Source organism: Avibacterium sp. 21-599, assembly GCF_026226765.1.
Taxonomy (GTDB): Bacteria; Pseudomonadota; Gammaproteobacteria; order Enterobacterales; family Pasteurellaceae; genus Avibacterium.
In genome coordinates, this window is the sequence record NZ_JAKKOB010000001.1 from 1,163,194 (window position 1) to 1,189,411 (window position 26,218).

21 protein-coding genes, 4 tRNA genes, 1 pseudogene and 1 other annotated feature are annotated in these 26,218 nt (G+C 39.4%); of the genes and pseudogenes, 14 read left to right on the forward strand and 12 right to left on the reverse strand.

The genetic code is table 11. From position 1 onward, the window contains the following. Positions 1-32: 32 nt before the first annotated feature. From hisC to L5B83_RS05790, 6 genes are all read right to left on the reverse strand, one after another. Entirely contained in the window at positions 33-1,085 is a 1,053-nt protein-coding gene (gene hisC / locus L5B83_RS05765) for a histidinol-phosphate transaminase (protein WP_265777844.1), read from the reverse strand. Between the two features lie 41 nt (positions 1,086-1,126). Further along, the gene (rhuM, locus tag L5B83_RS05770) at positions 1,127-2,113 is read right to left on the reverse strand and encodes a virulence protein RhuM/Fic/DOC family protein (RefSeq protein ID WP_265777845.1); all 987 of its coding nucleotides are present in this window, start codon (positions 2,111-2,113) and stop codon (positions 1,127-1,129) included. A gap of 137 nt (positions 2,114-2,250) precedes the next feature. Beyond that, entirely contained in the window at positions 2,251-3,546 is a 1,296-nt protein-coding gene (gene hisD, locus L5B83_RS05775; protein WP_265777846.1) for a histidinol dehydrogenase, read from the reverse strand. 37 nt (positions 3,547-3,583) lie between these two features. Next, the gene (hisG, locus tag L5B83_RS05780; RefSeq protein WP_250351553.1) at positions 3,584-4,483 is read right to left on the reverse strand and encodes an ATP phosphoribosyltransferase; all 900 of its coding nucleotides are present in this window, start codon (positions 4,481-4,483) and stop codon (positions 3,584-3,586) included. 30 nt (positions 4,484-4,513) lie between these two features. Further along, positions 4,514-4,642, reverse strand: a sequence feature (His leader region). A gap of 71 nt (positions 4,643-4,713) precedes the next feature. Further along, positions 4,714-5,478, reverse strand: coding sequence for a class I SAM-dependent methyltransferase (locus L5B83_RS05785; RefSeq protein ID WP_250364053.1), 765 nt, complete (start codon positions 5,476-5,478; stop codon positions 4,714-4,716). A gap of 74 nt (positions 5,479-5,552) precedes the next feature. Further along, positions 5,553-6,797: an aromatic amino acid transporter gene (locus tag L5B83_RS05790; protein WP_250364054.1), complete on the reverse strand. Its 1,245-nt coding sequence runs from the start codon at positions 6,795-6,797 to the stop codon at positions 5,553-5,555. A 160-nt stretch (positions 6,798-6,957) separates the two neighbouring features. Between L5B83_RS05790 and ppa the strand changes: the two genes are divergently transcribed. The 8 genes from ppa (at position 6,958) to L5B83_RS05830 (ending at position 11,997) form a co-directional block, all read left to right on the forward strand. Next, positions 6,958-7,485, forward strand: coding sequence for an inorganic diphosphatase (ppa, locus tag L5B83_RS05795; RefSeq protein ID WP_250351556.1), 528 nt, complete (start codon positions 6,958-6,960; stop codon positions 7,483-7,485). Positions 7,486-7,558: 73 nt separating this feature from the next. Continuing rightward, the gene (locus tag L5B83_RS05800) at positions 7,559-8,329 is read left to right on the forward strand and encodes a M48 family metallopeptidase (RefSeq protein WP_265777847.1); all 771 of its coding nucleotides are present in this window, start codon (positions 7,559-7,561) and stop codon (positions 8,327-8,329) included. A 358-nt stretch (positions 8,330-8,687) separates the two neighbouring features. Continuing rightward, the gene (locus L5B83_RS05805) at positions 8,688-9,911 is read left to right on the forward strand and encodes an ROK family transcriptional regulator (protein ID WP_265777848.1); all 1,224 of its coding nucleotides are present in this window, start codon (positions 8,688-8,690) and stop codon (positions 9,909-9,911) included. Between the two features lie 145 nt (positions 9,912-10,056). Then, a tRNA-Met gene (locus L5B83_RS05810) sits at positions 10,057-10,133 on the forward strand. 5 nt (positions 10,134-10,138) lie between these two features. Continuing rightward, positions 10,139-10,223: transfer RNA gene (locus L5B83_RS05815), tRNA-Leu, on the forward strand. A 27-nt stretch (positions 10,224-10,250) separates the two neighbouring features. Continuing rightward, positions 10,251-10,325 (forward strand) — tRNA-Gln (locus L5B83_RS05820). A 45-nt stretch (positions 10,326-10,370) separates the two neighbouring features. Next, positions 10,371-10,442 (forward strand) — tRNA-Gln (locus L5B83_RS05825). 292 nt (positions 10,443-10,734) lie between these two features. Continuing rightward, positions 10,735-11,997 carry an NRAMP family divalent metal transporter gene (locus tag L5B83_RS05830; RefSeq protein ID WP_265777849.1) on the forward strand — a complete coding sequence of 421 codons (1,263 nt, stop codon included), beginning with the start codon at positions 10,735-10,737 and terminating at the stop codon, positions 11,995-11,997. A gap of 269 nt (positions 11,998-12,266) precedes the next feature. Here the strand turns inward: L5B83_RS05830 and L5B83_RS05835 are convergent, their stop codons facing one another. Beyond that, positions 12,267-13,403 (reverse strand): glycerate kinase, encoded by a 1,137-nt coding sequence (locus L5B83_RS05835; protein WP_265777850.1) that lies wholly within the window; start codon positions 13,401-13,403, stop codon positions 12,267-12,269. Between the two features lie 170 nt (positions 13,404-13,573). Here L5B83_RS05835 and rpsO point away from each other — a divergent pair, with 170 nt between their 5' ends. Next, positions 13,574-13,843, forward strand: coding sequence for a 30S ribosomal protein S15 (gene rpsO, locus L5B83_RS05840; protein ID WP_250349684.1), 270 nt, complete (start codon positions 13,574-13,576; stop codon positions 13,841-13,843). A 296-nt stretch (positions 13,844-14,139) separates the two neighbouring features. On the opposite strand, the gene apbC is transcribed toward rpsO, so the two are convergent. Next, positions 14,140-15,264 carry an iron-sulfur cluster carrier protein ApbC gene (gene apbC / locus L5B83_RS05845; protein WP_265778388.1) on the reverse strand — a complete coding sequence of 375 codons (1,125 nt, stop codon included), beginning with the start codon at positions 15,262-15,264 and terminating at the stop codon, positions 14,140-14,142. A 179-nt stretch (positions 15,265-15,443) separates the two neighbouring features. Here apbC and metG point away from each other — a divergent pair, with 179 nt between their 5' ends. Further along, a complete protein-coding gene (gene metG, locus L5B83_RS05850) occupies positions 15,444-17,495 on the forward strand; it encodes a methionine--tRNA ligase (RefSeq protein WP_265777851.1) in 2,052 nt (683 codons plus the stop codon). A 53-nt stretch (positions 17,496-17,548) separates the two neighbouring features. Here the strand turns inward: metG and mnmC are convergent, their stop codons facing one another. Further along, the gene (mnmC, locus tag L5B83_RS05855) at positions 17,549-19,600 is read right to left on the reverse strand and encodes a bifunctional tRNA (5-methylaminomethyl-2-thiouridine)(34)-methyltransferase MnmD/FAD-dependent 5-carboxymethylaminomethyl-2-thiouridine(34) oxidoreductase MnmC (protein WP_265777852.1); all 2,052 of its coding nucleotides are present in this window, start codon (positions 19,598-19,600) and stop codon (positions 17,549-17,551) included. Positions 19,601-19,757: 157 nt separating this feature from the next. Between mnmC and fabB the strand changes: the two genes are divergently transcribed. Beyond that, positions 19,758-20,978 carry a beta-ketoacyl-ACP synthase I gene (gene fabB, locus L5B83_RS05860; protein ID WP_250349687.1) on the forward strand — a complete coding sequence of 407 codons (1,221 nt, stop codon included), beginning with the start codon at positions 19,758-19,760 and terminating at the stop codon, positions 20,976-20,978. A 78-nt stretch (positions 20,979-21,056) separates the two neighbouring features. Here fabB and L5B83_RS05865 read toward each other — a convergent pair whose 3' ends face one another. From L5B83_RS05865 to L5B83_RS12420, 3 genes and pseudogenes are all read right to left on the reverse strand, one after another. Further along, the gene (locus L5B83_RS05865) at positions 21,057-21,749 is read right to left on the reverse strand and encodes a HEPN domain-containing protein (RefSeq protein WP_265777853.1); all 693 of its coding nucleotides are present in this window, start codon (positions 21,747-21,749) and stop codon (positions 21,057-21,059) included. 6 nt (positions 21,750-21,755) lie between these two features. Beyond that, on the reverse strand, positions 21,756-22,964 hold the full coding sequence (locus L5B83_RS05870) for an IS256 family transposase (RefSeq protein ID WP_265777854.1): 1,209 nt from the start codon (positions 22,962-22,964) through the stop codon (positions 21,756-21,758). A 314-nt stretch (positions 22,965-23,278) separates the two neighbouring features. After that, positions 23,279-23,452: pseudogene (locus tag L5B83_RS12420) on the reverse strand (IS5/IS1182 family transposase); the annotation flags it as partial. Between the two features lie 87 nt (positions 23,453-23,539). On the opposite strand from L5B83_RS12420, the gene L5B83_RS05875 reads away from it, so the two are divergent. The 3 genes from L5B83_RS05875 to L5B83_RS05885 all read left to right on the forward strand — a co-directional run bounded on the left by L5B83_RS05875 (position 23,540) and on the right by L5B83_RS05885 (position 26,196). Next, positions 23,540-24,097, forward strand: coding sequence for a hypothetical protein (locus L5B83_RS05875; RefSeq protein ID WP_265777855.1), 558 nt, complete (start codon positions 23,540-23,542; stop codon positions 24,095-24,097). A 110-nt stretch (positions 24,098-24,207) separates the two neighbouring features. Beyond that, the gene (locus tag L5B83_RS05880) at positions 24,208-25,416 is read left to right on the forward strand and encodes an IS256 family transposase (RefSeq protein WP_265777856.1); all 1,209 of its coding nucleotides are present in this window, start codon (positions 24,208-24,210) and stop codon (positions 25,414-25,416) included. Positions 25,417-25,845: 429 nt separating this feature from the next. Continuing rightward, entirely contained in the window at positions 25,846-26,196 is a 351-nt protein-coding gene (locus L5B83_RS05885; protein WP_250349696.1) for a helix-turn-helix domain-containing protein, read from the forward strand. Positions 26,197-26,218: the final 22 nt, after the last annotated feature.

The window sequence follows — 26,218 nt, forward strand, 5'->3', positions numbered from 1 at the left end:
CGCGTATTTTTTCTTGTTACGGGTTTAAATGGCTAAAGTGCCTTTAACGCATTGATTACACGTTGATTTTCGACCGCACTTCCCACCGTCATTCTCACGCAATTTTGCAATCCTAGCGCAGTGTGTTGGTTACGTAGAATGATGCCTTGCTCCCATAATTGCTGAAAGACGTTTTGCCCCTCTTTAAATTTAATTAACAGATAATTTGCTTCACTCTCAAAAATCTGTTCCACCAAAGGCAAATCGCCTAATTGCTTAACTAGCCATTGGCGTTGCGTGATGACTTCATCTACATTTGCTCGCATTGTCGCGACTCCTTCCTTGCTTAAGGCTTGTACGGCAATATCTGATACCAGAACAGGAATTGGGTAAGGCGCGATCACTTTTTGTAAGACATCAATCAGCGCCGTATTCGCTAAGGTGAAACCACAACGTAATCCCGCAAGTGCAAAGGCTTTTGATAAGGTTCGGATAATCGCAAGGTGAGGATAATGGGCGAGTTCATTAGCCATTGTCGCTTCTGGGCAGAATTCAATATAAGCTTCATCAACGACGACAATGGCTTTGCCTTGAGTCATTCGTAATAAGGTAAGTAAATCTTCCCGTTTCAACAAACCGCCTGTCGGATTATTTGGGCTACATACAAAGATAACTTTAACGCCATCAAGTTGTTGCGCAATTTCGGCAAGATTAAGTTGAAAATCAGCCGTGAGAGGAACGGTTTTCGTTGCGATACCACAGGTTTGCGCACTCACCGCATACATTCCATAGGTCGGTGGGCAATATAACACGCTATCTTGCTCTTCACAAAACGCTCGAATGATTAATTCAATCCCTTCATCCCCTCCTCGGCTTACTAGCACATTTTCTTTTTTTACCCCCGCGTAATCAGCATACGCTTGAACCAATGCTTGTGGTTGCGCTTCGGGGTAGCGATTAAAATTCTGCTGAGTCAAATTCAGTTGAGGAGATGAGTGAAATTCATTGGCATTTAACCAAATATCCCCTTTCCCACCTAAACGGCGCGCCGATTGATAAGGCGTGAGGGCTTGAATATTTTTGCGTGATAAGGTTGTGATTGTCATTGTTGTTCTCTCTAAAAATTTTCGTTTTTTTGACCGCACTTTTATTTGATCAAAATAAAATGTTCGATCAGTTTTATCATTAATTCTTTTTGTTCTGGCAAACTTTCCGCTACCAAAAGTGCAAGTGCGACTAACGTGTTATCATTAATCAGTCGCTCTACAGGTTTAGCGAGTAAATGTTGATTTAATCGTAAGTACCAAAGGAATAGAAATGCGCCTGTGCGCTTGTTTCCATCAGTAAGTGGGTGATTTTTAATGATGAAATATAACAAGTGAGCAGCGCGACTAGCAACATTCGGATAAAACAGTTCCTCACCAAAACCTTGTTCAATAGTATGAATCGCAGAAGCTAAACCCTCATTACGCGGATTTGCAAAAAGTGGCGTGGCTTCACCTTTTTCGATGAGTGTTTGCTTTAAATGAGCGATAGCTACTGTAACATCTTCCATTAATAATGGGCGCATTTCATTTTGTTTTTGCTGTTTAGAATCAAGGCGTTGTTCGTCATAAGCCTGTAACAAGCTCCAACTGCGTGAATATTCTTGTACAACATTAAGCACTGCTTTTCCTTCCTCATTGACTAAGGTTTGATTACTTAATGTACGATCCAATAAGGCAATCACTTGGCTAAATTCCACGCCTTTTTCTGTTAAACGCTTTTGATTCAGCGTATAACCTTGAACAAGGTATTCTTTTAAGCGTTGTGTTGCCCAACGGCGGAATGACACACCTTCTGGCGATTTTACTCGATATCCCACAGAAATCACGGTATCCAAATCATAAAAGGTGACTGGACGGTCTGCAAAAGCAATATGCATTTTTTGCATATTGCTTTTTTCTGAGATTTCACCATCTGTTACTGCATTACGAATATGACGTGAAATTACAGACTGATTTCTACCAAAAAGTTTCACTATTTGGGCTTGAGAAAGCCAAACCGTGTCATTTTCAAATTTCACTTCAATTTGAGTTTCGCCGTTTGCTAATTGATAAATTTCAATTTGGTTATTACCTCGTTGATCTTGCATTTTTCTAGCCTCTCATTTTAATGTATAAAAACACAGTAATCCTTAATGGAAAGCACAGAATGTGCAAGCGGTTTCCCTCAATTTTACGATCTTCATCACAATTTATTGCCCGTTTCGATACAAAATGTAACAAGTAGCTAGCTTGAGGATTGTAGTTTTGCCAAACGAATAGAAACCGCTTGCTTATGGGCATCTAGTTGTTCCGCTTCTGCCATAATTTCCACTGTTTTTGCCAGATCTTTAAAACCTTGTGGCGTCAATTCTTGCACTGTCATTCGTTTACTAAAATCGGCTAAGCCAAGGCTTGAAGTTGTACGGGTATAGCCATAAGTAGGTAGAACGTGGTTAGTGCCGCTGGCATAGTCGCCCATACTTTCAGGGCTATATGCGCCGAGGAAAATCGATCCTGCATTATCAAGCTGATCGAGCAATTCACGGGCGTTGTTTACCTGCACCACAAGATGTTCTGGCGCATACTCGTTACTAATTTCAATGGCTTGTGCTAAATCTTCCGCAAGAATAATTCGGCTATGGCTGAGCGCCTTACGGGCAGTTTCAGCACGGGGAAGTTGAGCAAGCTGGCGTTCAATAGCAAGTGCGGTGCGTTTTGCTAAGGTTTCGCTAGGAGTAACTAAAATCACTTGGCTGTCAGCACCGTGTTCAGCTTGAGAAAGCAGATCGCTGGCAACAAAATCAGGATCGGCATTTTCGTCCGCTAACACCAATACTTCGGAAGGGCCTGCTTGCATATCAATCGCCGCGCCATTTACAGCTTGGCTTACTTGACGTTTTGCTTCTGTCACAAAACTATTACCGGGGCCAAAAATTTTATCAACTTTAGTGACGCTTTCTGTGCCGAATGCCATTGCGACAATGGCTTGTGCGCCGCCAATGGGGTAAATGGTATCAATGCCACATAGGCTTGCCGTATAAAGAATTTCATCTGCAATAGGCGGCGGGCTACAAAGTACAATTTTTTTACAACCTGCAATTTTAGCAGGGATTGCGAGCATCAATACGGTCGAAAAAAGTGGTGCCGATCCCCCCGGGATATATAGCCCTACACGGTTAATTGGGCGAGTAACCACCTGACAACGCACGCCAGCTTGTGTTTCGATATCCACAGGTTGCGGAATTTGTGCTTGGTGGAAGCGTTCAATATTACGTTTAGCATTTTGAATGGCTGTTTTTAATTCCTGAGTGAGGCGTTGAGAGGCGGCATCAATTTCCTGTGGAGAAATCGTCAGACGGGTTAATTTCACCTTATCAAATTTTTCACCTAGCTCAAATAATGCTTGGTCGCCATTGCTTTGCACCTGCTCACGAATAGCCTCAACGGCCTCTTGAATGGACTGTGCGGCAGAAATCGCTGGTCGCATTAATGCGTCTTTTCGCGCTTGTTGTGTTAAATTTTTCCAAATTAGTGTTTGCATAATTTTTCCTTAAAACGTTTTAAATTCTGACCGCACTTTACGCGAGCATTTTTTCAATAGGTAATACTAATACCGAACTGGCGCCCTGTGCTTTGAGTTCTTCCATCGTTTCCCAGAATAAGGTTTCTTGGCTTACTGCGTGTAATGCAACGCGGCTTTCATCGTGCGCAAGTGGTAAAATTGTGGGATTTTCCACACCGGGAAGCAGATTAATAATCTGTTCCAATTGTGCTTTGGGGGCGTGAAGCATAATATATTTTGATTCTCCAGCTTGTTGTATGCCTTGAATCCGCGTTAATAATTTATCTACTAAGGCTTGTTTTTCGGCAGATAACGCCTCTTGACGTTGAATTAAACACGCAGTTGAACGATAAATGACTTCCACTTCTTTTAATCCATTTGCTTCTAAGGTTGCTCCCGAAGAAACAAGGTCGCAGATAGCATCAGCCAATCCTGCGGAAGGGGCAACTTCAACGGAGCCGTTTAATAAGGTGCTTTTGAAAGGAACACCTTGTTCATTCATATAACGTTTTAATAAATTAGGGTAGGAGGTTGCGATGCGAGAATCGGCAAAGTCTTGCACGCCATTATAGGAACGATCTCGTTCAATGGCTAAAGATAAACGGCAACCGCCGAAATCAAGTGTGCGTAATTTTTTATAACTTACGTTTTCGCCTGTTGCGATACGACCAAGCTCCTCTTCTTCAAGGACATTCTCCCCGATAATGCCAAGATCAACCACGCCATCAAAAACCAACCCCGGAATATCATCATCACGCACCCGTAAAATTTCAATGGGCATATTTTCCGCGTAAGCAATCAGACGTTGTTCATTCCAATTAATTTTTACCCCACATTGTTTCAATAACTCAGCACAATCTTTACTAAGACGGCCTTTTTTTTGTAAAGCAATACGTAAACGTGTTGTGTTAGCCATAATTTTTCCTTCTAAATCAAAATTTAAGTATAAAAAAACCTCTCGAAATTAACTTCCGAGAGGTTTATGTGTTTTGGTATCAGCAATACTCACTCGGAAGCTTATCTTCCAAGCAATCGCCATCGCCCGAAAGATTATTCAGGGTGATGGTGATGATGAGTATTACGATTAAAATTCATTTTATTTTGCTCCAAAAATTGCTTAGCCATTACTCTACGCAAAAAAAATTTTTATGCAAGCAAATTTTTTATTTTTTTCGCTTTGATAAAAAGCAGCACGGGGCGATGTTGTAGATCTTTAAATTCTTGTTGCCATTCGGGTTGTTCAGCGAGCATTGGTTCTACCATTTTTTCTATTTGAAACCCGCCATTGATAAGATCATTAATAATGCTTGAAAGTGTTCGATGGTAGGTTTTAAATGGTTGTTTAAACCAGTTTCGTTGCCGTTCACCTTCATCGCGATAATAATTAAGTCGATAAGCCACTTGTTGTTTATGCTGATCTTTTTCCCAACGCTCTCCCCCTTGATAGCAAGTAACAATCGGATGTTCTTGAGAGAAAATCAGCCAGCCATTAGGTTTAAGTTTTGCCTGAATATGGGCTAATAACTGGGGAAAATCTTGTATATAGTGAAATGCAAAAGAACTCGTAATGACATCAAAATTTCCATCAGGTAATTCATTAAGTTGCTCCATTGCCAGTTGATGCAAAGCAAAGTGCGGTCGTTTTTCAGCGAGATTTTTTGCTGCTTGCTGTAACATCGCTTGAGATAAATCCATTCCGACCACAAATGCTGCACCTTGTTGCAAATAAAGTTGTAAATGCTCTCCCATTCCGCAACCGAGATCGAGCAATTTTTTCCCCGTTAAATCAGGCAGTAAACTTAACATTGTGGGTTTTTCCACAATTTCATTTAAACTAGATGGGTTCTGGCGTAATTTTTGGTAAAGCTCAAAAAAGCCTTCTTTATCGTAAACAGAGGTTTTCATTATCATCTTAACGGTAAAAAAATTAGCACGGTTATCCGTGCTAATTGTGTCTATTTTCTGTTATTTTAAGGGATTTTCAACTATCTTCCAAATACTGGTAACCAGCCAACTAAATCAGCGAGTTGAACAAGAATATTAATTAATCCAAATAAGATAACAAAATAAATCATCGCTGAACCACCATACACTTGGTAAGTTTGATTTGGATATCTAGCCCGACTTGCTTTAGCCAATAATGCAGGCGTAATGACCGCCCAAATTGTTGCTGCTAATCCTGCGTAACCAATGGCGATAACAAAACCGTATGGGAAAAGTAAGCTTAAAATCAACGGTGGTAAGAAGGTGATTAATGCGGTTTTGCTTCTGCCTACACTACTGTTGTCGAATTTAAATAAATCCGCAATGTAATCAAATAAGCCGAGAGTTACCCCAAGGAACGAGCTAGCAATCGCCATATAGGCAAAAAAGCGTAACATTAAGCCGACAAAATCCGTTTGAATTTGACTATTTAAGGCTTCCAGTAGCACCGCAATATCGCCCCCTTTTTGGATAACCGGGATAAATTCATTACGTGGTAAATTGCCTTGAATAGCAAGTTGCCATAGCATATAGATGATTAAGGCAATGAATGTACCGTAAACAATCGATTTTGTCACTTTGCTGCTGTTGCGATCATAATATTTCACAAGGCTTGGCACGTTTTGGTGAAAACCGAACGAAACTAAGCAAACTGGCAAGGCAGCAAGGGCGAAAGGCAAGTATTGGCTATCCCCTGTGCTATCAAGCAGAATATCGGTGTTTACCATACCTAATAAATTGGTAACCGAAAGGAAAAATGCCACCACCATTCCAGCAATTAAAATGGTACTAAAACGATCCACCGCTTTTGTTGAGAACCATACGAAAAAGGCGAGAACCGCACAGAAAATCAGTGAGCCAGAAATGCGTCCAATTTCCACCGCACTTTGTTCGCTACTCAGTAATTGATTAAGAAAACTTTCTGTTAAACCGCCACCAGAAGTAATATATGCATAGGTGAGAATATAGAGAACAAATGCAACGGAAAGCCCATTTAGCACATTCCAGCCTTTACCAAGCAAGTCTTTTACAATGGTGTCAAAACTTGCACCAGTAGGATAATGTAAGTTTGCTTCAAGTAGCATTAAGCCTGATGTGGTCATACAAAACCAAGTGTAGCAGAGGATCAAAATTGAACCGATAAACCACACGCCAGAGGTGGCAATAGGGTTTGCGAGCATACCCGCACCAATTGTACCGCCTGCGATAATCATCGCACCACCAAATAAGGAAGTATTTTTTTTCATAAATTCACCTATAAGTTTTATATTGGTATTAGTGAACTATTATAATAGTGCAAAATAAAAACACAATGCCAAAATTGCCCATTTAGCTTGGCAAAAGTAAAAAAATCAAGCTATAATTCAAGCGTTTTATTACCATTCATTAACTAGAAGGAAAGAGCAAATGGGCTTAGAAAGTGTTCCAGCAGGAAAAGAACTTCCTGATGATATTTATGTTGTGATTGAGATTCCAGCAAACTCAGATCCAATCAAATATGAAGTGGATAAAGAAACGGGTACCTTATTTGTTGATCGTTTTATGGCGACAGCAATGTTCTACCCAGCAAACTATGGCTATATTAACCACACCTTATCGTTAGATGGCGATCCTGTTGATGTATTAGTACCAACCCCTTATCCCTTACAACCGGGTTCAGTGATTCGTTGTCGTCCAGTGGGCGTATTAAAAATGACCGATGAATCGGGTCAAGATGCTAAAGTTATTGCAGTACCACATACAAAATTAAGCAAAGAATACGATCACATTAAAGATGTTGGTGATTTACCGGCATTGCTAAAAGCACAGATTCAACATTTCTTTGAAAGCTACAAAGCCTTAGAAGCCGGGAAATGGGTGAAAGTTGATGGTTGGGAAGATGCTGCGGCTGCACGTAAAGAAATTTTAGACTCTTTTGAGCGTGCAAAAAAATAATTCTTAACTTGTTCTTTTTAAATACCGCGTTACCTAATGCGGTATTTTTCTATGTTTAACCTAAGGAGTGAATATGTTAAAAACAATGAAAAAAATCACCGCACTTTGCATTTTTACCCTAATGCTTAATGCTTGTGCCGATTCTGCAAGTGTTAATCAACAAGCGGCGACAAGTTACCTACAAACGGTAAATGAAGCAAAACAAAAAGGGGTTGTAGATACAAGTTCAACAACATCAAAACGCATTCATCAAGTATTTAATAAAATGTACCCTTATGCCAATCGTGAAAATAATACGGGGCAGCCATTTAATTGGCAAATTACCGTAATTAAATCAAATGAACTCAATGCGTGGGCGATGCCGGGCGGTAAAATGGCATTTTATACAGGGCTTGTGGATAAATTACACTTAAATGATGATGAAATTGCCACCGTAATGGGGCACGAAATGGCACACGCACTGAAAGAACACGGCAAAAAGAAAGTGAATATGGGAACATTCACGAATGTGGTCGCACAGGTTGCGCATATTGCACTTTCCACACAAATTGGTTCAGAAGGAAGTGGGTTAATTATCGGTATCACCAAAGATTGGGCATTAGATAAGCCTTATTCTCGTAGTGCAGAAACGGAAGCGGATGAAGTGGGACTATTTTTAATGGCAAAAGCAGGTTATAACCCAGAGGCAGCACCAAAATTATGGGAAAAAATGCAGACAGCTTCTTCAGGAAATAGCGGTGTATTCGCGGCGCTTTCTTCCACTCACCCGAGTGATAAAGATCGCCAAGCCAATTTACTTCGTTTAATGCCTGAGGCTGTGGCAATTTATAAAGGTCGTCAATAAACTATCGCTGTTGAAAAGAGTAAATAGCCACTGATATTCAACATCACCTTTATTCTATTCAACTTAAATGCAATAAAAGTGCGGTTGAAAAATCGCTCTTTTTTATAGATAGGTCAATTTTATAAAAAGTTAGGGGGATATCAGTGGGGGGATGTGCAGAAATATGCTTCAACTGCATTCAAATTTCATCTCATTTAGCAAGTTTCATCAAATCATACTATAAATATCTAGCTATTTAAAATCATTCTTAAGAAGATTATAGGCTACCTTTTTATTTAGCCTGTTTTCTCAGCTAGGCATTTTGTTCAATTCATTTTAAAATACCCCCATTATCGGTTTTATGATGTAGGAAAAGAGAATGTGGGATCATCATCAAATTGCAAATGTTGATTTTGTTAAACAAATGAATAGTGCAGTGGTTTATAAATTAATTGATCAACAAGGACCAATTTCTCGTATTCAAATTTCAGAATTAAGCCAGCTTGCACCAGCCAGTGTGACAAAAATTACGCGAAATTTACTCGCGCGCGGTTTGATTAAAGAAGTTGAGCAACAAGAATCAACAGGGGGACGCCGAGCAACGTCGATTATTGCGGAATATAAGGCATTTCGAGCCATTCTAATCCGGTTGGGGCAAGAGCATATTACCTTTGCAATAATGGATCTTTCTACAAAATTATTAAAGAAAACCGTGATTGATTTGCCAGAGATGAATAGTGCCGCTGAAATCGAAGCATTTTTATGTACTCACTTAAAGCAATTCATTGAAGCCAATCAGCATCGCCGTAGTGAATTTATTGCAATTGGTGTTACTGTATCAGGCTTTGTTGATAGCAAAACAAACGCGATTGAACATTTATCTTATCTTAAGTTAGATGAACCTTGGTTATTAGCGCAAAAAATAGCACGGGAATTTCAATTGATGACCTTTATTGGGCATGATGTGCGTAGCCTTGCTTTAGCAGAACATTATTTCGGTGTAACAAAAGATTGCTATGATTCTTTATTACTACGTATTCATCGTGGTGTTGGTGCTGGCATTGTGATTAATCACGAAGTATTCCTTGGTTATAAAAATAATGTGGGGGAAATTGGGCATATTCAGGTTGATCCTTTAGGTAAACGCTGTTTGTGTGGCAATGTAGGTTGTTTGGAAACCGTGGTCAGTAATGCGGCAATTGAAGAAAAAATGCAACGTTTACTTGAAGATGGTTATCAAAGCAAATGGATTTCTTTAGAAAGTCATGATATTGAAGCGATTTGTAAGGCGGTGAATAAACAAGATACCGTGGCAGTAGAGTTGATTGAACACGTAGGTATCCAAATTGGACGCGTACTTGCGATGAGTGTGAATATGTTTAACCCTGAAAAAATCGTGATTTCAGGAGAAATCACGCAAGCTAAGGATGTGCTGTTTTCCGCTATTCGCCGCACCTTGGATAATTTGGCATTGCCTGCTTTTGTGAAAAATACACCACTGGTGGCTTCTGAACTACAAAATGAAGATGTTATCGGCGCATTTGCGCTGATTAAACAAGCCTTATTCGATGGTAGATTGCTCCAACATCTATTAGCAGAGTAAAGTGCGGTTGCTTTTACGCCGATTTGTATAATCTCTATGCGAATGAGAAAGAATTTAGAAAAAAGCGTAAAAAAAGAGTTGACGAAGGGGAGTCAGATCAGCATAATTAGCCCCGCAAAGCCGATGAGGTGAATGCAAAATGTTTGGCTATGTAGCTCAGTTGGTTAGAGCACAACACTCATAATGTTGGGGTCACAGGTTCGAATCCCGTCATAGCCACCATATTTGCGGGACTGGCGAAATTGGTAGACGCACCAGATTTAGGTTCTGGCGCCGCGAGGTGTGTGGGTTCAAGTCCCTCGTCCCGCACCATTCATTAGCTTGCAGTTCTTTAGTAGGTGGGGTATCGCCAAGCGGTAAGGCACCGGGTTTTGATCTCGGCATCCCTAGGTTCGAATCCTAGTACCCCAGCCATACTATCTGATTTCTTATCAAAAATTCTAATTATAGAATTCCTAATGGGGTATCGCCAAGCGGTAAGGCACCGGGTTTTGATCTCGGCATCCCTAGGTTCGAATCCTAGTACCCCAGTCATCATTATTCATTTTCTATTTCATTTTTAGTTTTTAATAGAAACAGATTTACCTATACTTTTCTGATGTAAGCTTAAGAATTAAATATCTTACTATTAAATTATATTGGAGTTTTATTCTGTTTTTTATCGTTTTTATAGTGTTAAATATCTGAAATTTATTCTATTTGTCTTTTTTAATCTTTTTCTCAGTTTTTTATACTAAAAATGAGTCTTTTACTTTCGTCCTTGCTGTGTTATTGTGTGCATCCATCATTGTTGTAGATGACGTAATAAAAAGGAATATAACAAATGACAACGACTTCAAATTTCAATGCTTCTACGTGGCGTTCTAAATTTTCGGCTTTAGGTCCCGGTATTTTAATGGCTTCCGCTGCGGTTGGGGGATCGCATCTTATTGCGTCAACGCAAGCTGGGGCGATTTATGGCTGGCAATTAGCGATTATTATTCTTCTTGCAAATTTATTCAAATACCCTTTTTTCCGTTTTGGTACTCAGTACACTTTAAGTACAGGGAAAACCTTGCTAGAGGGTTATAAAGAAAAAGGATATTTTTATTTATTAATTTTTTTCTTGCTTAATGTTTTTGCGACAGCGATTAATACAGCTGGAGTAGGCATTGTAACTGCAGCGATTTTAAGTTTTATTTTACCTAAAGAATGGGGATTAAGTATTTCTCAGGTGAGTACGGTTATTATTGTGCTAACTTGGGGTATTTTATTGCTTGGTAAATACCGCTTTTTAGATCGTTTATCGAAATGGATTATGATTGCATTGACTACGGCAACTGTAACAGCAGTAATTATTGCCGTTTTCAAGGAAAAAGTCATTGCGCCAGACTTTATTGAGCCATCCCCTTGGAATATGCTTTCGCTTGGTTTTATTGTTGCCTTAATGGGCTGGATGCCAGCACCTATTGAAATTTCTGCAATTAACTCAATGTGGGTTGTGGCCAAAAGACGTTTTACCCATATAAATTATAAAGATGGACTGTTTGATTTTAATGTAGGCTTTATTGGTACCGCTATTCTAGCAATGGTATTTTTAGCATTAGGGGCGCTCATTCAGTATGGTTCTGGAGAAGCCGTGGAACAAGCTGGTGTGAAATATATTGCGCAATTAATTAAAATGTATGCTTATGCTATTGGAGATTGGTCTCGCTTATTAATTGCATTTATTGCATTAATGTGTATGTTTGGAACCACAATCACGGTGATCGATGGTTATTCCCGAGCGAATGCTGAGGCTCTACGTTTATTATTAAATCATAAAGAGCAGTCACCAAAACAATTGGCTTTATGGATGACCTTTGCCGCATTAGCAGGCATAATTATCATTAGTTTCTTTATGAGTGATGTCGCAACAATGTTGCGCTTTGCTATGATTTGCTCTTTTGTTTCAACGCCTATTTTTGCCTATCTTAACCTTTCTCTCGTCTTAAAAGGTGAACATAAGGTTAAAGGTGGTTTATTATGGCTTTCTTTTATTGGTTTAGCATATTTAGCAAGTTTTACATTATTGTTTATTATTTTTCAATTAGGCTTACTGAGTTAAAGAGTTATTCTAAACTAAATAAGGAGACACACATATTAAGATTAGTTTAGAGCCTGTATTATAAAGGTAACTATTTATCATGTTACATAGGCTAATTTAACGACTACTACTCATATTGTGGTGTTTTAAATATAAAGTAACTCTACGGATCACCGTATGAGTTACTTATTTTTTATTTATGATTCAAATTATATGAATAAAGTTGGCAGTAAATATCTAAATTTTACTCTATCCAATCTTAATTTTATTATTTTTTACTACACTTATTTTCATTTCATTATTAACTGATAAAATCGGGCAACATTCTGTGCGGTTGAAATCAGATTTTCTTTTCCTGATCGTAAGGTGTTTTCCAAGCTATCTAGCTGACGAATAATAGGAAATACCGCATCAATACCCTGCTCATACACCACTTCGTAATCTTCTCGTAGGCAACCTACGATAGCAATAACAGGTTTGCCAAATTGTTTGGCTACTTTAGCGACGCCAATTGGCGTTTTTCCGTATGCACTTTGCCCATCCATTCTGCCTTCACCTGTAATCACTAAATCCGCATTTTGTACTTGTGTGGCAAAATTTAAGGTTTCTAATACAATATTTACCCCTTTTTTCAACCGCACTTTAGGGAGAAGCAATAATCCACCGCCCATTCCTCCTGCCGCGCCAGCTCCCGCTTGGTTAGCAATATCAATACCAAGTTGTTGCCGCACGCTTTGTGCAAAATGTGCAAGGGCGACATCCAGTTGCTGAACCATTTGAGGTGTTGCCCCTTTTTGTGGCCCGAATACTGCTGATGCCCCTGTCTTACCACACATTGGATTGCTCACATCACAAGCAACCTCAATTTGTACTTGGGCTAAACGCGGATCAAGCTGGTGTAAATCAATATGAACGATGTTAATTAACTGCTCGCCACCATAGCCTAAAAGCTGATTTTCACCATTGAGAATACGTGCGCCTAAGGCTTGCAACATTCCTACACCTGCGTCATTGGTTGCACTCCCTCCAATACCTAGAATAATTTTTTTTACGCCATAATTTAATGCCTCTAAAATCAATTCTCCCGTACCAAAACTGGTGGTTTTCAATGGATTGCGTGCTTCCATTGGTACAAGATGCAATCCAGAAGCCGCTGCCATTTCAATGAATGCGGTTTTACCATCACCAGAAAGCCCCCAAAATGCATTAATTTTATTACCTAACGGGGCAGTGACAGTACATCGAATTAGCTTTCCTTTGGTGGCATCCACCAAGGATTGCACCGTACCTTCACCACCATCAGCCATTGGGATTTTACAATATTGTGCTTGTGGAAAAATCTTTTTAAAGCCAATTTCAATCGCTTCCGCTACTTCAAGAGCGGTTAAGCTTTCTTTGAATGAGTCTGGTGCAATGAGTATTTTCATTATCAATTCCTTCATAAAAACCTATTGTTATACTACCTTGCTAACCGAAAAAATCCCAAGATATTTATTGCATTTTTTTGCTTAACCGCTACAATTATCGCTCCTTGTCAGCGCTGAATTAGAGATCGGCGTTTGATGTATGATTAACCCCTATAATTGAGGATTTAACTATGTCTCTAAGTACAGAAAAAAAAGCAGAAATCGTTGCTGAGTTTGGTCGTGATGCAAAAGATACTGGTTCTTCAGAAGTTCAAATTGCATTATTAACAGCGCAAATTAACCACTTACAAGGTCATTTTGCTGTTCATAAAAAAGATCACCACGGTCGTCGTGGTTTGTTACGTATGGTTTCTCGTCGTCGTAAATTATTAGATTACTTAAAACGTACTGATTTAGCTAAATATAGCGAAATTATCGCGCGTTTAGGTTTACGTCGCTAATCATTAAATTAAGTAAAGAAAACGCTCAAGAGATTGAGCGTTTTTTTATGCCCGGGATTGGGAGATATGCAGAATGAATTTTCTTTTATGCGTAAAATTGCCGAAAAAAACACCGCACTAATGTATGAGAGAATAAGGCAATTTTACATCGTATGGTACAGGCTTAGTGCTTTATCGCCAGTCGTTTTTTAGTTAAGCGATATAAGGGCGAATACATCAAACCGCCCTTATATTGAAATTAGATGCGTTGAAAAACTTGTGAAAAAAGCACCGCACTTGGTGAAGTGCGAATAGGTTTATTCCACTGCTTTAAATAAAATTTCGCTTGGAATAATCTCACCTTGCCAATAAAGTTCGCTGGCAACGTTTTCTGCTAACTGTAAGAAAGATTGGGCAATTTCGCTGTCTGGGGCAGAAATCACCGTAGGTTTACCGTTATCCATATCTTCACGTAGGCGGATATGTAATGGCTGTTGTGCGAGGACTTTTACTTGATATTTTTCTGCCATTTTTTCAGCACCACCAGTGCCGAAAATCGGTTCGTGATGACCACAGTGGCTACAAATATGCACCGACATATTTTCCACAATACCAAGCACAGGGACAGAAACACGCTGGAACATTGAAATCCCTTTAATCGCATCAATTAAGGCGATATCTTGTGGGGTCGTAACCACAATCGCCCCGGTTACAGGGATTTGTTGTGAGAGCGTAAGCTGAATATCTCCCGTTCCCGGCGGCATATCAATCACTAAATAATCCAGCTCTACGCCATCTTTTGCCCATAGGGTTTCTTGCAAAAGTTGGCTTAATGCACTGCTTGCCATAGGCCCACGCCAAATGGTGGCATTATCTGGTTCCATTAAATAGCCAATTGAATTGGTTCGTAGGCCATATACTTCAATAGGATTAATGTGTTTGTTATCTGGCGAGGTTGGGCGTTGATCTGCGACGCCAAGCATATGAGGTACGGAAGGACCATAAATATCGGCATCAAGTAATCCAACTTTTGCTCCTTGCGCTTGTAAGGCTAAAGCTAAATTTACTGAAACCGTGGACTTGCCCACACCACCTTTGCCTGAACTCACCGCAATGATATTTTTAATACCTTTCACTGCCGGGTGGTTATTGGCACGTTTTAATGTGGCGATTTGATAGTTCAGCACCCATTTTACTTCTTGTGCTTGGGTAATTTTTTCTAATTCCTTAGTTAGGGTAGCTTTTAATTGTTCAAAACCGCTATTCCAAGCAAAAGGCATCGCAATTTCAATGCGTAAAACGCCTGCACCGAGTTCTACTTTTTTGATTGCATTGAGGTTAATTAAATCACGCTGTAAGCTTTGCTGTTTAAATTGTTGGAATCGTTGTTGAATCTCGGCTTGTTGCGCCTCGTTTAAATTCGCTGAAAAATGAATGCTCATCATTATTTCCTATTGTTAAGTCGATCGTAAGTAAATAGTTGAGTAAATTTGTTGGTATATTTAAACACGGCAACGCGGTGCTGTTAAGTATAAATTGAGATAAACTGCCTTGAACTGGAAAAAATACCGTCAATAAGGTAAAATTCGGCACAATTTTTCTGATGATAAAGGAACAGATAATGTCAAATTCACCTCGTAAAATTTTAGTCACTTGTGCATTGCCTTATGCCAATGGCCCTATCCATTTAGGACATATGCTTGAACATATCCAAGCCGATATTTGGGTGCGTTTCCAACGTATGCGTGGCAACGAAATTTATTTTGTTTGTGCCGATGATGCGCACGGCACGCCAATTATGTTGAAAGCTGATCAAATGGGTATTACGCCTGAGCAGTTAATTGCCGATGTACAGAAGAAACATATTGCAGATTTTGAAGGCTTTAATATTAGCTTTGATAACTATCATTCTACCCATAGTGAAGAAAATCGTGAATTGGCACAATGTATTTATCGCAAATTAAAAGAAAATGGTTTTATCAAAAGCCGTACTATTTCACAATTATTCGATCCTGAAAAACAAATGTTCTTGCCTGATCGATTTGTTAAAGGGACTTGCCCAAAATGTAAATCCCCTGATCAATATGGTGATAATTGCGAAGTTTGTTCTGCCACATATAGCCCAACAGAATTAATTAATCCACGCTCTACGGTTTCAGGTGCAACGCCAGTGTTGAAAGAGAGTGAGCATTTTTTCTTTGATTTACCAAGTTTTGAAGCAATGTTGAAAGAGTGGATTCGCTCTGGATCTTTGCAACAGGAAGTGGCGAACAAAATGCAAGAATGGTTTGAAGCGGGTTTACAACAGTGGGATATTTCTCGTGATGCTCCTTATTTTGGCTTTAAAATTCCTGATACAGAAAACAAATATTTCTATGTTTGGCTTGATGCGCCAATTGGTTATATGGCATCGTTTAAAAACCTCTGTGAGCGTAAAGGGGATTTAGACTTTAACGATTTTTGGCGACAAGACAGCCAAACGGAACTTTATCATTTGATTGGTAAAGATATTATGTATTTTCACTCCTTGTTTTGGCCCGCTATGTTAGAAGGGGCAGAATTGCGTAAACCAGATAATATTTTTGTTCACGGCTATGTTACCGTAAATGGCGAAAAAATGTCGAAATCTCGTGGCACATTTATCCAAGCGGCAACTTACTTAAAACATTTAGATCCAGAGTATTTACGCTATTATTATGCGGCGAAATTGGGGAATAGAATTGACGATCTTGATCTCAATTTAGAGGATTTTGTTCAACGAGTAAACACCGATGTGGTGAATAAATTAGTTAATCTTGCTTCACGCAATGCAGGGTTTATTCAAAAACGTTTTGATGGCGAGCTTGCTGCAACCTTGCAAGATCCACAATTATTTGCTGAATTTACCGCACAATCTGAACAAATTGCAGACTATTATGAAAATCGCGAATTTGGTAAAGCGATCCGCGAAATTATGGCATTAACGGATAAAGCGAATAAATATATTGATGAAAAAGCACCTTGGGTTATTGCCAAAGAAGAAGGGCGAGAGCAAGAATTACAGCAAGTTTGTTCAATGGGTATCCAACTTTTCCGTGTATTAATGGGGTATTTAAAACCGGTGTTACCGAAATTGGCAGAGCGTGCCGAAGCCTTTTTGCAAGCCGAAATTACTTGGGATAACCTTGCAACGCCTTTGCTCGCGCATAAAATTGCACCATTTAAGGCATTGTTCTCTCGTTTAGAGATGAAACAAATTGAACAAATGATTGAGGCATCTAAAGCTGAAAATGCACAATTACTTCCACAATCCCATAGTGAGAAAAGTGCGGTGGAAAATTTACAAGATATTGAGCCTTTTGAAGACACGATCAGCATTGATGATTTTGCCAAATTAGATTTGCGCGTTGCCAAAGTGCTAAAATGTGAAGCCGTGCCTGAAAGTAACAAATTGTTGAAATTTATCTTAGATTTAGGCGTTGAACAACGCCAAGTTTTCTCTGGGATTAAGGCGGCTTACAATAAACCTGAAGAATTAGAGGGGCGTATGGTGATTATGGTTGCCAACCTCGCACCGCGTAAAATGAAATTTGGTATGTCAGAAGGAATGATTCTTTCTGCGGGCAGTGGCGGAGCAGATTTATTCTTACTTGATGTCGATTCTGGTGCAAAAGCAGGGGCGCGCGTGAAGTAATCGAGCGTAAGAGGAAATAGCGAAAAGGCGAACATCAGGTTCGCCTTTTTTGTTTATGCAACGGGCGTGCCTTTTAGCAATTTCCTTATCCAACTACGATTTGGGCTGAGTTGATGCAAAATATCTTCACTTAATGGCAGGGGTTCGCCGTAAATTAATGATGCAAGGACTTCGCCAAGTAAAGGGGCGGAAGTTAATCCCCTTGAGCCTAATGCCCCGATTAAATAAAGATTACGATGTATTGCGGCTGGTGGAATGGGCTGTTTGCGGCGGCGAAGATTGAACAAATTATTGTAGTCTGCTACTTGTTGAGTAAAATCTGGCACGTTACCGACCATTGGAATACGATCTCGCACCGCACAACGCACGCCAACACGGGCAAGATTGTCAGATGTATCGATCGCGTTCACCCATTCAGCCCCCGCAAGATTATGTTGAATTTTATATTGATTTTGTTGCTGTTCTTGTGAGCTGAATTGACGATCTTGATTATCGCGAACGTGGCTCGCCCCAATGCAATGGCTCGTTTGATGTTGATCGGCAGGGGTGAGATAACCGTCATAGCAAAGCACGGCATTCAGTTGCTTTAATTGTGGTGTTGTGGGAATTTGGCTCACTTGCCCACGCACGGGATAAACCGGCAATTCTTTCGTTTGATGAAAGTTTTTTAGCTGATGTCCATTGGCAATAATGGCAATGTGATGAGAAAAGGTTTCACCCTGTGCATTGGTCAATTGCCAATTTTCATCTTGCAGTGAAAGTGCGGTAATTTTTTGCGATGTTTTTATGCTTACGCCCTGTTCGGCTAGATAGCTAAATAAATTTTGCACTAATTGACGAGGAGCAAGCCAAGCCCCTTGTGGAAGAAATGCCCCACCACAAGGCAGTGGTAAACCGACTTTTTCGCTTAATTCAGTTTGGGAAAGTGGTTGGAATAAGGTTTCAGGCAAATCTAACGCAGAAATTTTATCTAATTTTACCGCACTTTTATGATCATAAGCACAAAGGGCAACGCCACAAAAAGCGTGTTCAAATTCGATCCCCTGTTTAATAGCCCAATGTAATTGCTGTTGCCCATATAAAAATGCGTGGATATAAAAACGAATATTACGTTTATCATCATCACTCAGTTGTGGATAAAATGCCCCTTGTTTATTGCCAGAAGCATTGAGGGCGGTTTGTTCGTCTTCGCAATATAAGGTGATGTTTGCGCCTCGTTGTAATAAAGACAGCGCAGTAAAGGCGGAAGCAATTCCCCCGCCGACAATGGCAATATCTTGTTGATCTACTTTGCTAGGGCGCTGTTTGCTCAGCCGAGCTGATTGAGCCAAATACCAAGGGGTTAAGATTGCCAAAGTGCGGTGATTTTTTTTGTCATTTTCTGGTTTTACGCCAGCTAAACATTCACGCTTTTTGCCATAGCCTTTGCGTTTATGTACGCAAAACCCTGCATTTTCTAACCCTTTTCGCACCGCACTGGCTGCCGTAAAGGTGGCAAATGTTCCATTAGGTTTACAATAATTGAACATTGCAGTATAAAGTTGCGCGTTCCACATTTGCGGGTTTTTACTCGGAGAAAAGCCATCTAAAAACCACGCATCAATACGGTTTTGCATATAATCACCAAGTTGCGGTAAGTTGTCTGCGATATCGCCAAACCAAACATCTAATGTGCTTTCATTAAAATGAAAACGCTGGCAGCCACTAATCATTGGTTGCCAGTGTTGGCAAAGTTGCTGGCTTAACTCAGTAAACTCCGCATAAGGCAGGTGCGTTTCGGCTAACTGGGTTTGATTCAATGGATATTTTTCAAAAGAAATAAAGAACAGACGTTTTAATGGGCTATGGGGGTGAGCTTGTCTAAATTGGCGAAAGAGCGTGGTTACGGCAAAAAAATTCAGCCCTGTACCAAAGCCTGTTTCTCCGATCACAAAATGAGATTGTTCAAAATCTTGCCAACGTTGCCACAATTGATTTCCTTCTTGAAAAACATAGCGACTTTCTGCCAATCCATCTTGATTAGAGAAATAAACATCATCAAATGTAGCGGAAACAGGTGTTTTTTCTTGGTTAAAATAAATCTCGGCGTGATTAAGTTTAAACATCGGTGTGGTTATCTTTGTTGTACTGATTGAGTTTGCTATAATAACGGAATTTTCTGGATTGGTCGAACCTTCAAAGAAATGCTTGCAATATTTTCATTTCGTAGTAAGTTAGCGACCGACAAATCTATTTACTCTTTCAACCCAAAAGGAATAATTTATGAAAAGAGCGGTAATTACTGGTTTCGGCGTCATTTCTAGTATCGGTAACAATAAAGAAGAAGTGCTAGCTTCATTAAAAGCGGGCAAATCAGGCATTGAATTAGTGCCAGAATTTGTCGAAATGGGTATGCGTAGCCATATCGCAGGAACACTTAAAATTACTCCTTCAGAATTAATTGACCGTAAAGTTTACCGTTTTATGGGCGATGCAGCCGCTTATGCGTATCTTTCAATGAAAGAAGCCATTGAAGATGCCGGATTAACAGAAGAACAGGTTTCTAACGATCGTACAGGCTTGGTCATTGGTGCTGGAACAGGTTCAGCACATAACCAATTAATCGCGTGTGATGCTGTGCGTGGGCCTCGTGGTGTAAAAGCCGTTGGGCCTTATGCGGTAACCAAAACAATGGCATCAAGCGTTTCAGCCTGTTTAGCGACCCCTTATAAAATTCGTGGTGTTAATTACAGCATTAGTTCAGCTTGTGCGACTTCAGCACATTGTATTGGACACGCACTAGAATTAATCCAATTAGGCAAACAAGATATCGTATTTGCAGGTGGTGCAGAGGAACTTTCTTGGGAATGTGCAACAGAGTTTGATGCAATGGGTGCGGTTTCGACAAAATATAATGATACGCCAGAGAAAGCTTCTCGCGCTTATGATGCAAACCGTGATGGTTTTGTTATCGCAGGTGGTGGCGCGGTGGTTGTCGTTGAAGAATTAGAACACGCCCTTGCTCGTGGTGCAAAAATTTATGCAGAAATCGTAGGCTATGGCGCAACTTCAGATGGTTATGATATGGTCGCTCCGAGTGGAGAAGGGGCAGAGCGTTGTATGAAACAAGCAATGGCAACCGTAGATACTCCGATTGATTACATCAACGTACACGGCACGTCAACACCCGTTGGTGATGTGAAAGAACTTGGTGCAATTAAAAACGTATTCGGTGAAAGCCAACCTGCGATTTCGTCCACAAAATCAATGACAGGACACTCCTTAGGTGCTGCAGGTGCGCACGAAGCCATCTACACATTATTAATGTTAGATAACGATTTTATTGCCCCAAGCATTAACATTGAAACCCTTGATCCACAAGCTGAAGGGATGAATATCGTAACAAAAACCAAAGAAAATGCGGGCTTAAATACCGTGATGTCAAACAGCTTTGGTTTTGGCGGCACCAATGCAACCTTAGTTTTTAGACGTTATACAAAATAATATTCATTAAAAATGACATAAATATAAAGCAGGGTTAAATACCTGCTTTATTTTTTTTGTATGATTAGTGATGCGCTTTTATTTATTTTTTATCAATGGATAAAACGGTTTACCCCAATCTAATTTATCGTAGTTATTCATCATAATTTCAAGCATTGTGGGTAAAAATAAAGAAAGAAGTTGGCAACTTACCTTTAATTGCTCACGGTTAACAGAACTATTAAAAGTTGCACCACCGTGAATAATCTGATTTCTTAGCGTATAAAGACGCCCAAATAATATAGACAAAATTTGAGGTGTATTTTGTTTTTCTAATGCAGAAAGCAAATGTCTTTGTTCATCTTTCTCTTCTTTAAGGTATTGCCGTTCGGTAATATCGCCATTATGAAAACGCCAAAATGGCTGAAAAATAAATTGATTATTTGTAAGTAAACGAATAGGCTGGGAAAAATTTTTCCATACTAGAGTATAAATAGTTTGCTCTTCATCTAAACTACAAATTCGTAATAAAAACTCATTTAAATTAACCCGCTCTTTATTTTCTAAATTCTTAATTTCTTTAGCATAGGCAGAATTAAATGCTATCCAAAGAAAAATAAATTTAGTATCTAAATCTTCAGTGGCTTCAGCCTGCTTCAACCAACTTAATGCGCGGTGGATACGGAGTTTAAAGTTGTCGGAGTAGTTTTGGGTATCTCGGTTTTGTTTGAAGTGAGTGATAAGATTAGGAAGATTAATCGACCCTATCCCAAATTCTGTGTAAACACCCATTTCAACTTAACGGTGATCGTCGAGGCGATCACCAAAATCAATCATAAAACGATTCATTGCCTGTTTCCAGTTTTGAATCGGCATTGTCCATTTCTTTGACACATCTTTCATCGCCAGCCATATTACCTTGAACACCGACTCATCCGTCGGGAATACATTGCGTTTTTTAATGACTCGCCGAATCACGCTATTGAGTGACTCCACCGCATTGGTGGTATAAATCGCTTTGCGAATATCCGACGGATAATCAAAAAATGTCGCGATATTCGCCCAATTCTCCTCCCAACCTCTCGCTACAAGCGGGTATTTTTCCTGCCATTTTTGCGAAAGTGCGGTCAAATTCTCGCGTGCTTGCATCTCCGTCGGGGCTTGATACACCTGTTTTAAATCCGCAGTCACCGCCTTGTAATCTTTCCATGACACATATTTCAAACTATTACGCACCAAATGCACAATGCAAAGCTGAATCTTGGTTTGGGGATAAACGGCATTAATGGCGTCAGGAAAGCCTTTTAAACCGTCCACACACGCAATTAAAATGTCTTTTAAACCGCGATTTTGCAGCTCTGTTAGCACGTTTGCCCAGAACTTCGCGCCTTCGTTTTCGGCAATCCAGAGTCCGAGTAATTCTTTATGCCCCTCCAAATTCACACCCAACGCCACAAAGACGGACTTGTTGATAATCCGCCCGTCTTGACGCACTTTGACCACGATGCAATCCAAATAAACAATCGGATACACCGCATCAAGCGGGCGATTTTGCCATTCCAAGACGCGCTCTTTAACCGAATCTGTCACGCGAGAAATCAAGCTCGTTGACACATCAGCATCATAGAGTTCTTTGAACATTTCGACGATTTCTTGATTGCTTAAGCCTTTGGCATATAAGGCGATAATCTGCTCGTCCATTCCGGTAATTCGGGTTTGGTTTTTCTTGATAAGCTGCGGTTCAAAGGTACCCTCACGGTCACGAGGGGTATCAATTTCCATTTCACCCTCATCACACATCACAGTTTTGGACGTATAGCCGTTACGCGCATTTTTGCCTTTTCGTGGCTGATGTTTTTCATAACCAAGGTGGTCAGTCAGTTCCACGTTTAGGGCGGCTTCGACCGTGATTTTTTTGAGCATTCGAGAAAACTGATTAAGGTCTTCCGGCGTTTTGAGGTTTTTGGCAAATTCTGCTGCCAAGGCGTGGAGTTGTTTTTCGTTCATAATAAAATACCTGTATCTAATGTATTATCTCAGAAACAGGCATTTACACAAATTGTGGGAGAGGCTCGATTTTTAAAATAACAAAAAACACCATCATCTAAGAAGTTTTTAAATAAACTCCTCTTTCTTTTTGAAAAAAGTAAAAATGAATAAATGATTTTTAGTTTGAAACGTAACGGCAACCCAATTTTCAGACGGCATTTGTGTAAAATACGTTTTTTGTTCTTTAAAAATTAACTCAATAGTACGCCGTGCAAGCGATCGGATTTTTCTAATATTTTACACCATAAACCCTTTAAGGTGTCGGTCTATTACCATTTTCGATAATGGTAATAGACCGATTGCCACGAAAGTGTTTTTTCTTTGAAAATAATAGCATTTACCACTTCTTCTAAAGGAACCGTTATTTGAAAGCCTCTTTTTGCTCGTGGCAAATGTGGAATTATTTCATTTTTTATTGTATCTTTGTCGAGTATTTTATACATCATAGGGATGACTTTGAAATGATTAGGTTTTGCAATACAAATTTCGCCAACCCTTTTTTATTTTCCAAAAAAAGTTTAAATAACTTCAATATGAAACAATATAATAGTCAATATGAGTTTAAAGCTTTAACAATAAGCAAGCTGATTTTAGCAATGTCAGTTTGGATAGTCCTTTTTTTCTTAATAGCTCCTTTTATTGAACAAATATTTAATTATGACATTGTCAAAAAACCTTCTGTTATTGATATTTCTAAAGTTTATGGGCTTATACTTGGTATTTCCTTTATACTTCTTCTTATAATAAACCAATTTGTCATAAGTTCAAAATATAGCATAAAACTTTATGAAGATTCAATCATTGTTTTCAAAAATAGACAAATATGTCATCACATTCCTCTAGAGAATATAAATTCTATTGTATTGAAAATTTCAAATAAACCTGTAGTAGGATTTATTCAAATCTCTCATAATAATAAATTAAACCTTAGATTATTTAATGGCTTTATATTCACATTTTTCAAAGAAAAAAGAATACTTGAAAAAATAATCATTGATGAAATTAATCCTTATTTTGATAATAAAACATCATTTAAATTAGACAAAAAAGAAAATAGTGACAGTATCACATATATTTATATAAAAAAATAGAAGTCATTTAAACTTTTTAAGGGTTATGACTATAAATGCTAAAGAGCCTCTCCCACAATTTGTGTAAATGCCTGTTTCTGAGATAATACATTAGATACAGGTATTTTATTATGAACGAAAAACAACTCCACGCCTTGGCAGCAGAATTTGCCAAAAACCTCAAAACGCCGGAAGACCTTAATCAGTTTTCTCGAATGCTCAAAAAAATCACGGTCGAAGCCGCCCTAAACGTGGAACTGACTGACCACCTTGGTTATGAAAAACATCAGCCACGAAAAGGCAAAAATGCGCGTAACGGCTATACGTCCAAAACTGTGATGTGTGATGAGGGTGAAATGGAAATTGATACCCCTCGTGACCGTGAGGGTACCTTTGAACCGCAGCTTATCAAGAAAAACCAAACCCGAATTACCGGAATGGACGAGCAGATTATCGCCTTATATGCCAAAGGCTTAAGCAATCAAGAAATCGTCGAAATGTTCAAAGAACTCTATGATGCTGATGTGTCAACGAGCTTGATTTCTCGCGTGACAGATTCGGTTAAAGAGCGCGTCTTGGAATGGCAAAATCGCCCGCTTGATGCGGTGTATCCGATTGTTTATTTGGATTGCATCGTGGTCAAAGTGCGTCAAGACGGGCGGATTATCAACAAGTCCGTCTTTGTGGCGTTGGGTGTGAATTTGGAGGGGCATAAAGAATTACTCGGACTCTGGATTGCCGAAAACGAAGGCGCGAAGTTCTGGGCAAACGTGCTAACAGAGCTGCAAAATCGCGGTTTAAAAGACATTTTAATTGCGTGTGTGGACGGTTTAAAAGGCTTTCCTGACGCCATTAATGCCGTTTATCCCCAAACCAAGATTCAGCTTTGCATTGTGCATTTGGTGCGTAATAGTTTGAAATATGTGTCATGGAAAGATTACAAGGCGGTGACTGCGGATTTAAAACAGGTGTATCAAGCCCCGACGGAGATGCAAGCACGCGAGAATTTGACCGCACTTTCGCAAAAATGGCAGGAAAAATACCCGCTTGTAGCGAGAGGTTGGGAAGAGAATTGGGCGAATATCGCGACATTTTTTGATTATCCGTCGGATATTCGCAAAGCGATTTATACCACCAATGCGGTGGAGTCACTCAATAGCGTGATTCGGCGAGTCATTAAAAAACGCAATGTATTCCCGACGGATGAGTCGGTGTTCAAGGTAATATGGCTGGCGATGAAAGATGCGTCAAAGAAATGGACAATGCCGATTCAAAACTGGAAACAGGCAATGAATCGTTTTATGATTGATTTTGGTGATCGCCTCGACGATCACCGTTAAGTTGAAATGGGTGTTTACACAGAATTTGGGATAGGGTCTCATTAATATCAAGACGTTTTCCCAAATTGAGCTGGGATAAAATTATGCTTAAGCGTTGTGCAAGCTGATGCGTTTTCTTCATAACTTTTCACTTATGGGCTACTCATTAAAAGTTATTTTAAATTAAGTTAAAAAAGACTTGCGTCAGGTTGTGTCGTCCAATAAAAATTTTTTCGCTTTTCGCTTTTCGCTTTTCGCTTTTCGCTTTTCGCTTTTCGCTTTTCGCTTTTCGCTTTTCGCTTTTCGCTTTTCGCTTTTCGCTTTTCGCTCAAAAATAGATTTGTAATAAATATGATATTAGATGTTAAGGATCTAATGTAAGTATGTTCCGCTATTTATGTATAGAAGTCAATATCTATTATTCTCTCTTTATTATAAGGAGAGGGAACAATGCTTGATAAAGATGAACAGCTACTACTTACAATAGGTCAAGCGATTGCAAAATATCGTCAAGCAGTAGGATTGACCCAAGCACAGTTGGCAGAAATTTTAGATATTAGTAATGATGCGGTGTCAAGAATGGAACGAGGCAAGTCTGTACCTAATATTTTGCGTTTATTAGAATTATCAGAAATCTTTCATTGTGAAATTGCGGATTTATTAACAAGTAGTAGTAATCGTTCAATGGATCAAGCAAGACAATTAGAACAATTATTGCACGGTTTAGATAGTTATGAACGCGCAGAATTAATCACAATTATTGAGCGAATGTTAAAATGGAAAGCCTATTCTGAAAAATAAAGCCCGTGTTTTGATACGGAGA

Bases quoted from the DNA above. Each gene is read 5' to 3' on its own strand.
- L5B83_RS05875 (WP_265777855.1), top strand. From the start codon at position 23,540: ATGAAACAATATAATAGTCAATATGAGTTTAAAGCTTTAACAATAAGC.
- hisG (WP_250351553.1), bottom strand. From the start codon at position 4,483: ATGGCTAACACAACACGTTTACGTATTGCTTTACAAAAAAAAGGCCGT.
- L5B83_RS05800 (WP_265777847.1), top strand. From the start codon at position 7,559: ATGTTAAAAACAATGAAAAAAATCACCGCACTTTGCATTTTTACCCTA.
- L5B83_RS05865 (WP_265777853.1), bottom strand. From the start codon at position 21,749: ATGGGTGTTTACACAGAATTTGGGATAGGGTCGATTAATCTTCCTAAT.
- apbC (WP_265778388.1), bottom strand. From the start codon at position 15,264: ATGAGCATTCATTTTTCAGCGAATTTAAACGAGGCGCAACAAGCCGAG.
- hisD (WP_265777846.1), bottom strand. From the start codon at position 3,546: ATGCAAACACTAATTTGGAAAAATTTAACACAACAAGCGCGAAAAGAC.
- L5B83_RS05790 (WP_250364054.1), bottom strand. From the start codon at position 6,797: ATGAAAAAAAATACTTCCTTATTTGGTGGTGCGATGATTATCGCAGGC.
- metG (WP_265777851.1), top strand. From the start codon at position 15,444: ATGTCAAATTCACCTCGTAAAATTTTAGTCACTTGTGCATTGCCTTAT.
- L5B83_RS05830 (WP_265777849.1), top strand. From the start codon at position 10,735: ATGACAACGACTTCAAATTTCAATGCTTCTACGTGGCGTTCTAAATTT.
- rhuM (WP_265777845.1), bottom strand. From the start codon at position 2,113: ATGCAAGATCAACGAGGTAATAACCAAATTGAAATTTATCAATTAGCA.
- L5B83_RS05785 (WP_250364053.1), bottom strand. From the start codon at position 5,478: ATGATAATGAAAACCTCTGTTTACGATAAAGAAGGCTTTTTTGAGCTT.
- mnmC (WP_265777852.1), bottom strand. From the start codon at position 19,600: ATGTTTAAACTTAATCACGCCGAGATTTATTTTAACCAAGAAAAAACA.
- L5B83_RS05805 (WP_265777848.1), top strand. From the start codon at position 8,688: ATGTGGGATCATCATCAAATTGCAAATGTTGATTTTGTTAAACAAATG.
- fabB (WP_250349687.1), top strand. From the start codon at position 19,758: ATGAAAAGAGCGGTAATTACTGGTTTCGGCGTCATTTCTAGTATCGGT.
- L5B83_RS05835 (WP_265777850.1), bottom strand. From the start codon at position 13,403: ATGAAAATACTCATTGCACCAGACTCATTCAAAGAAAGCTTAACCGCT.
- L5B83_RS05870 (WP_265777854.1), bottom strand. From the start codon at position 22,964: ATGAACGAAAAACAACTCCACGCCTTGGCAGCAGAATTTGCCAAAAAC.
- hisC (WP_265777844.1), bottom strand. From the start codon at position 1,085: ATGACAATCACAACCTTATCACGCAAAAATATTCAAGCCCTCACGCCT.
- ppa (WP_250351556.1), top strand. From the start codon at position 6,958: ATGGGCTTAGAAAGTGTTCCAGCAGGAAAAGAACTTCCTGATGATATT.
- L5B83_RS05880 (WP_265777856.1), top strand. From the start codon at position 24,208: ATGAACGAAAAACAACTCCACGCCTTGGCAGCAGAATTTGCCAAAAAC.
- rpsO (WP_250349684.1), top strand. From the start codon at position 13,574: ATGTCTCTAAGTACAGAAAAAAAAGCAGAAATCGTTGCTGAGTTTGGT.
- L5B83_RS05885 (WP_250349696.1), top strand. From the start codon at position 25,846: ATGCTTGATAAAGATGAACAGCTACTACTTACAATAGGTCAAGCGATT.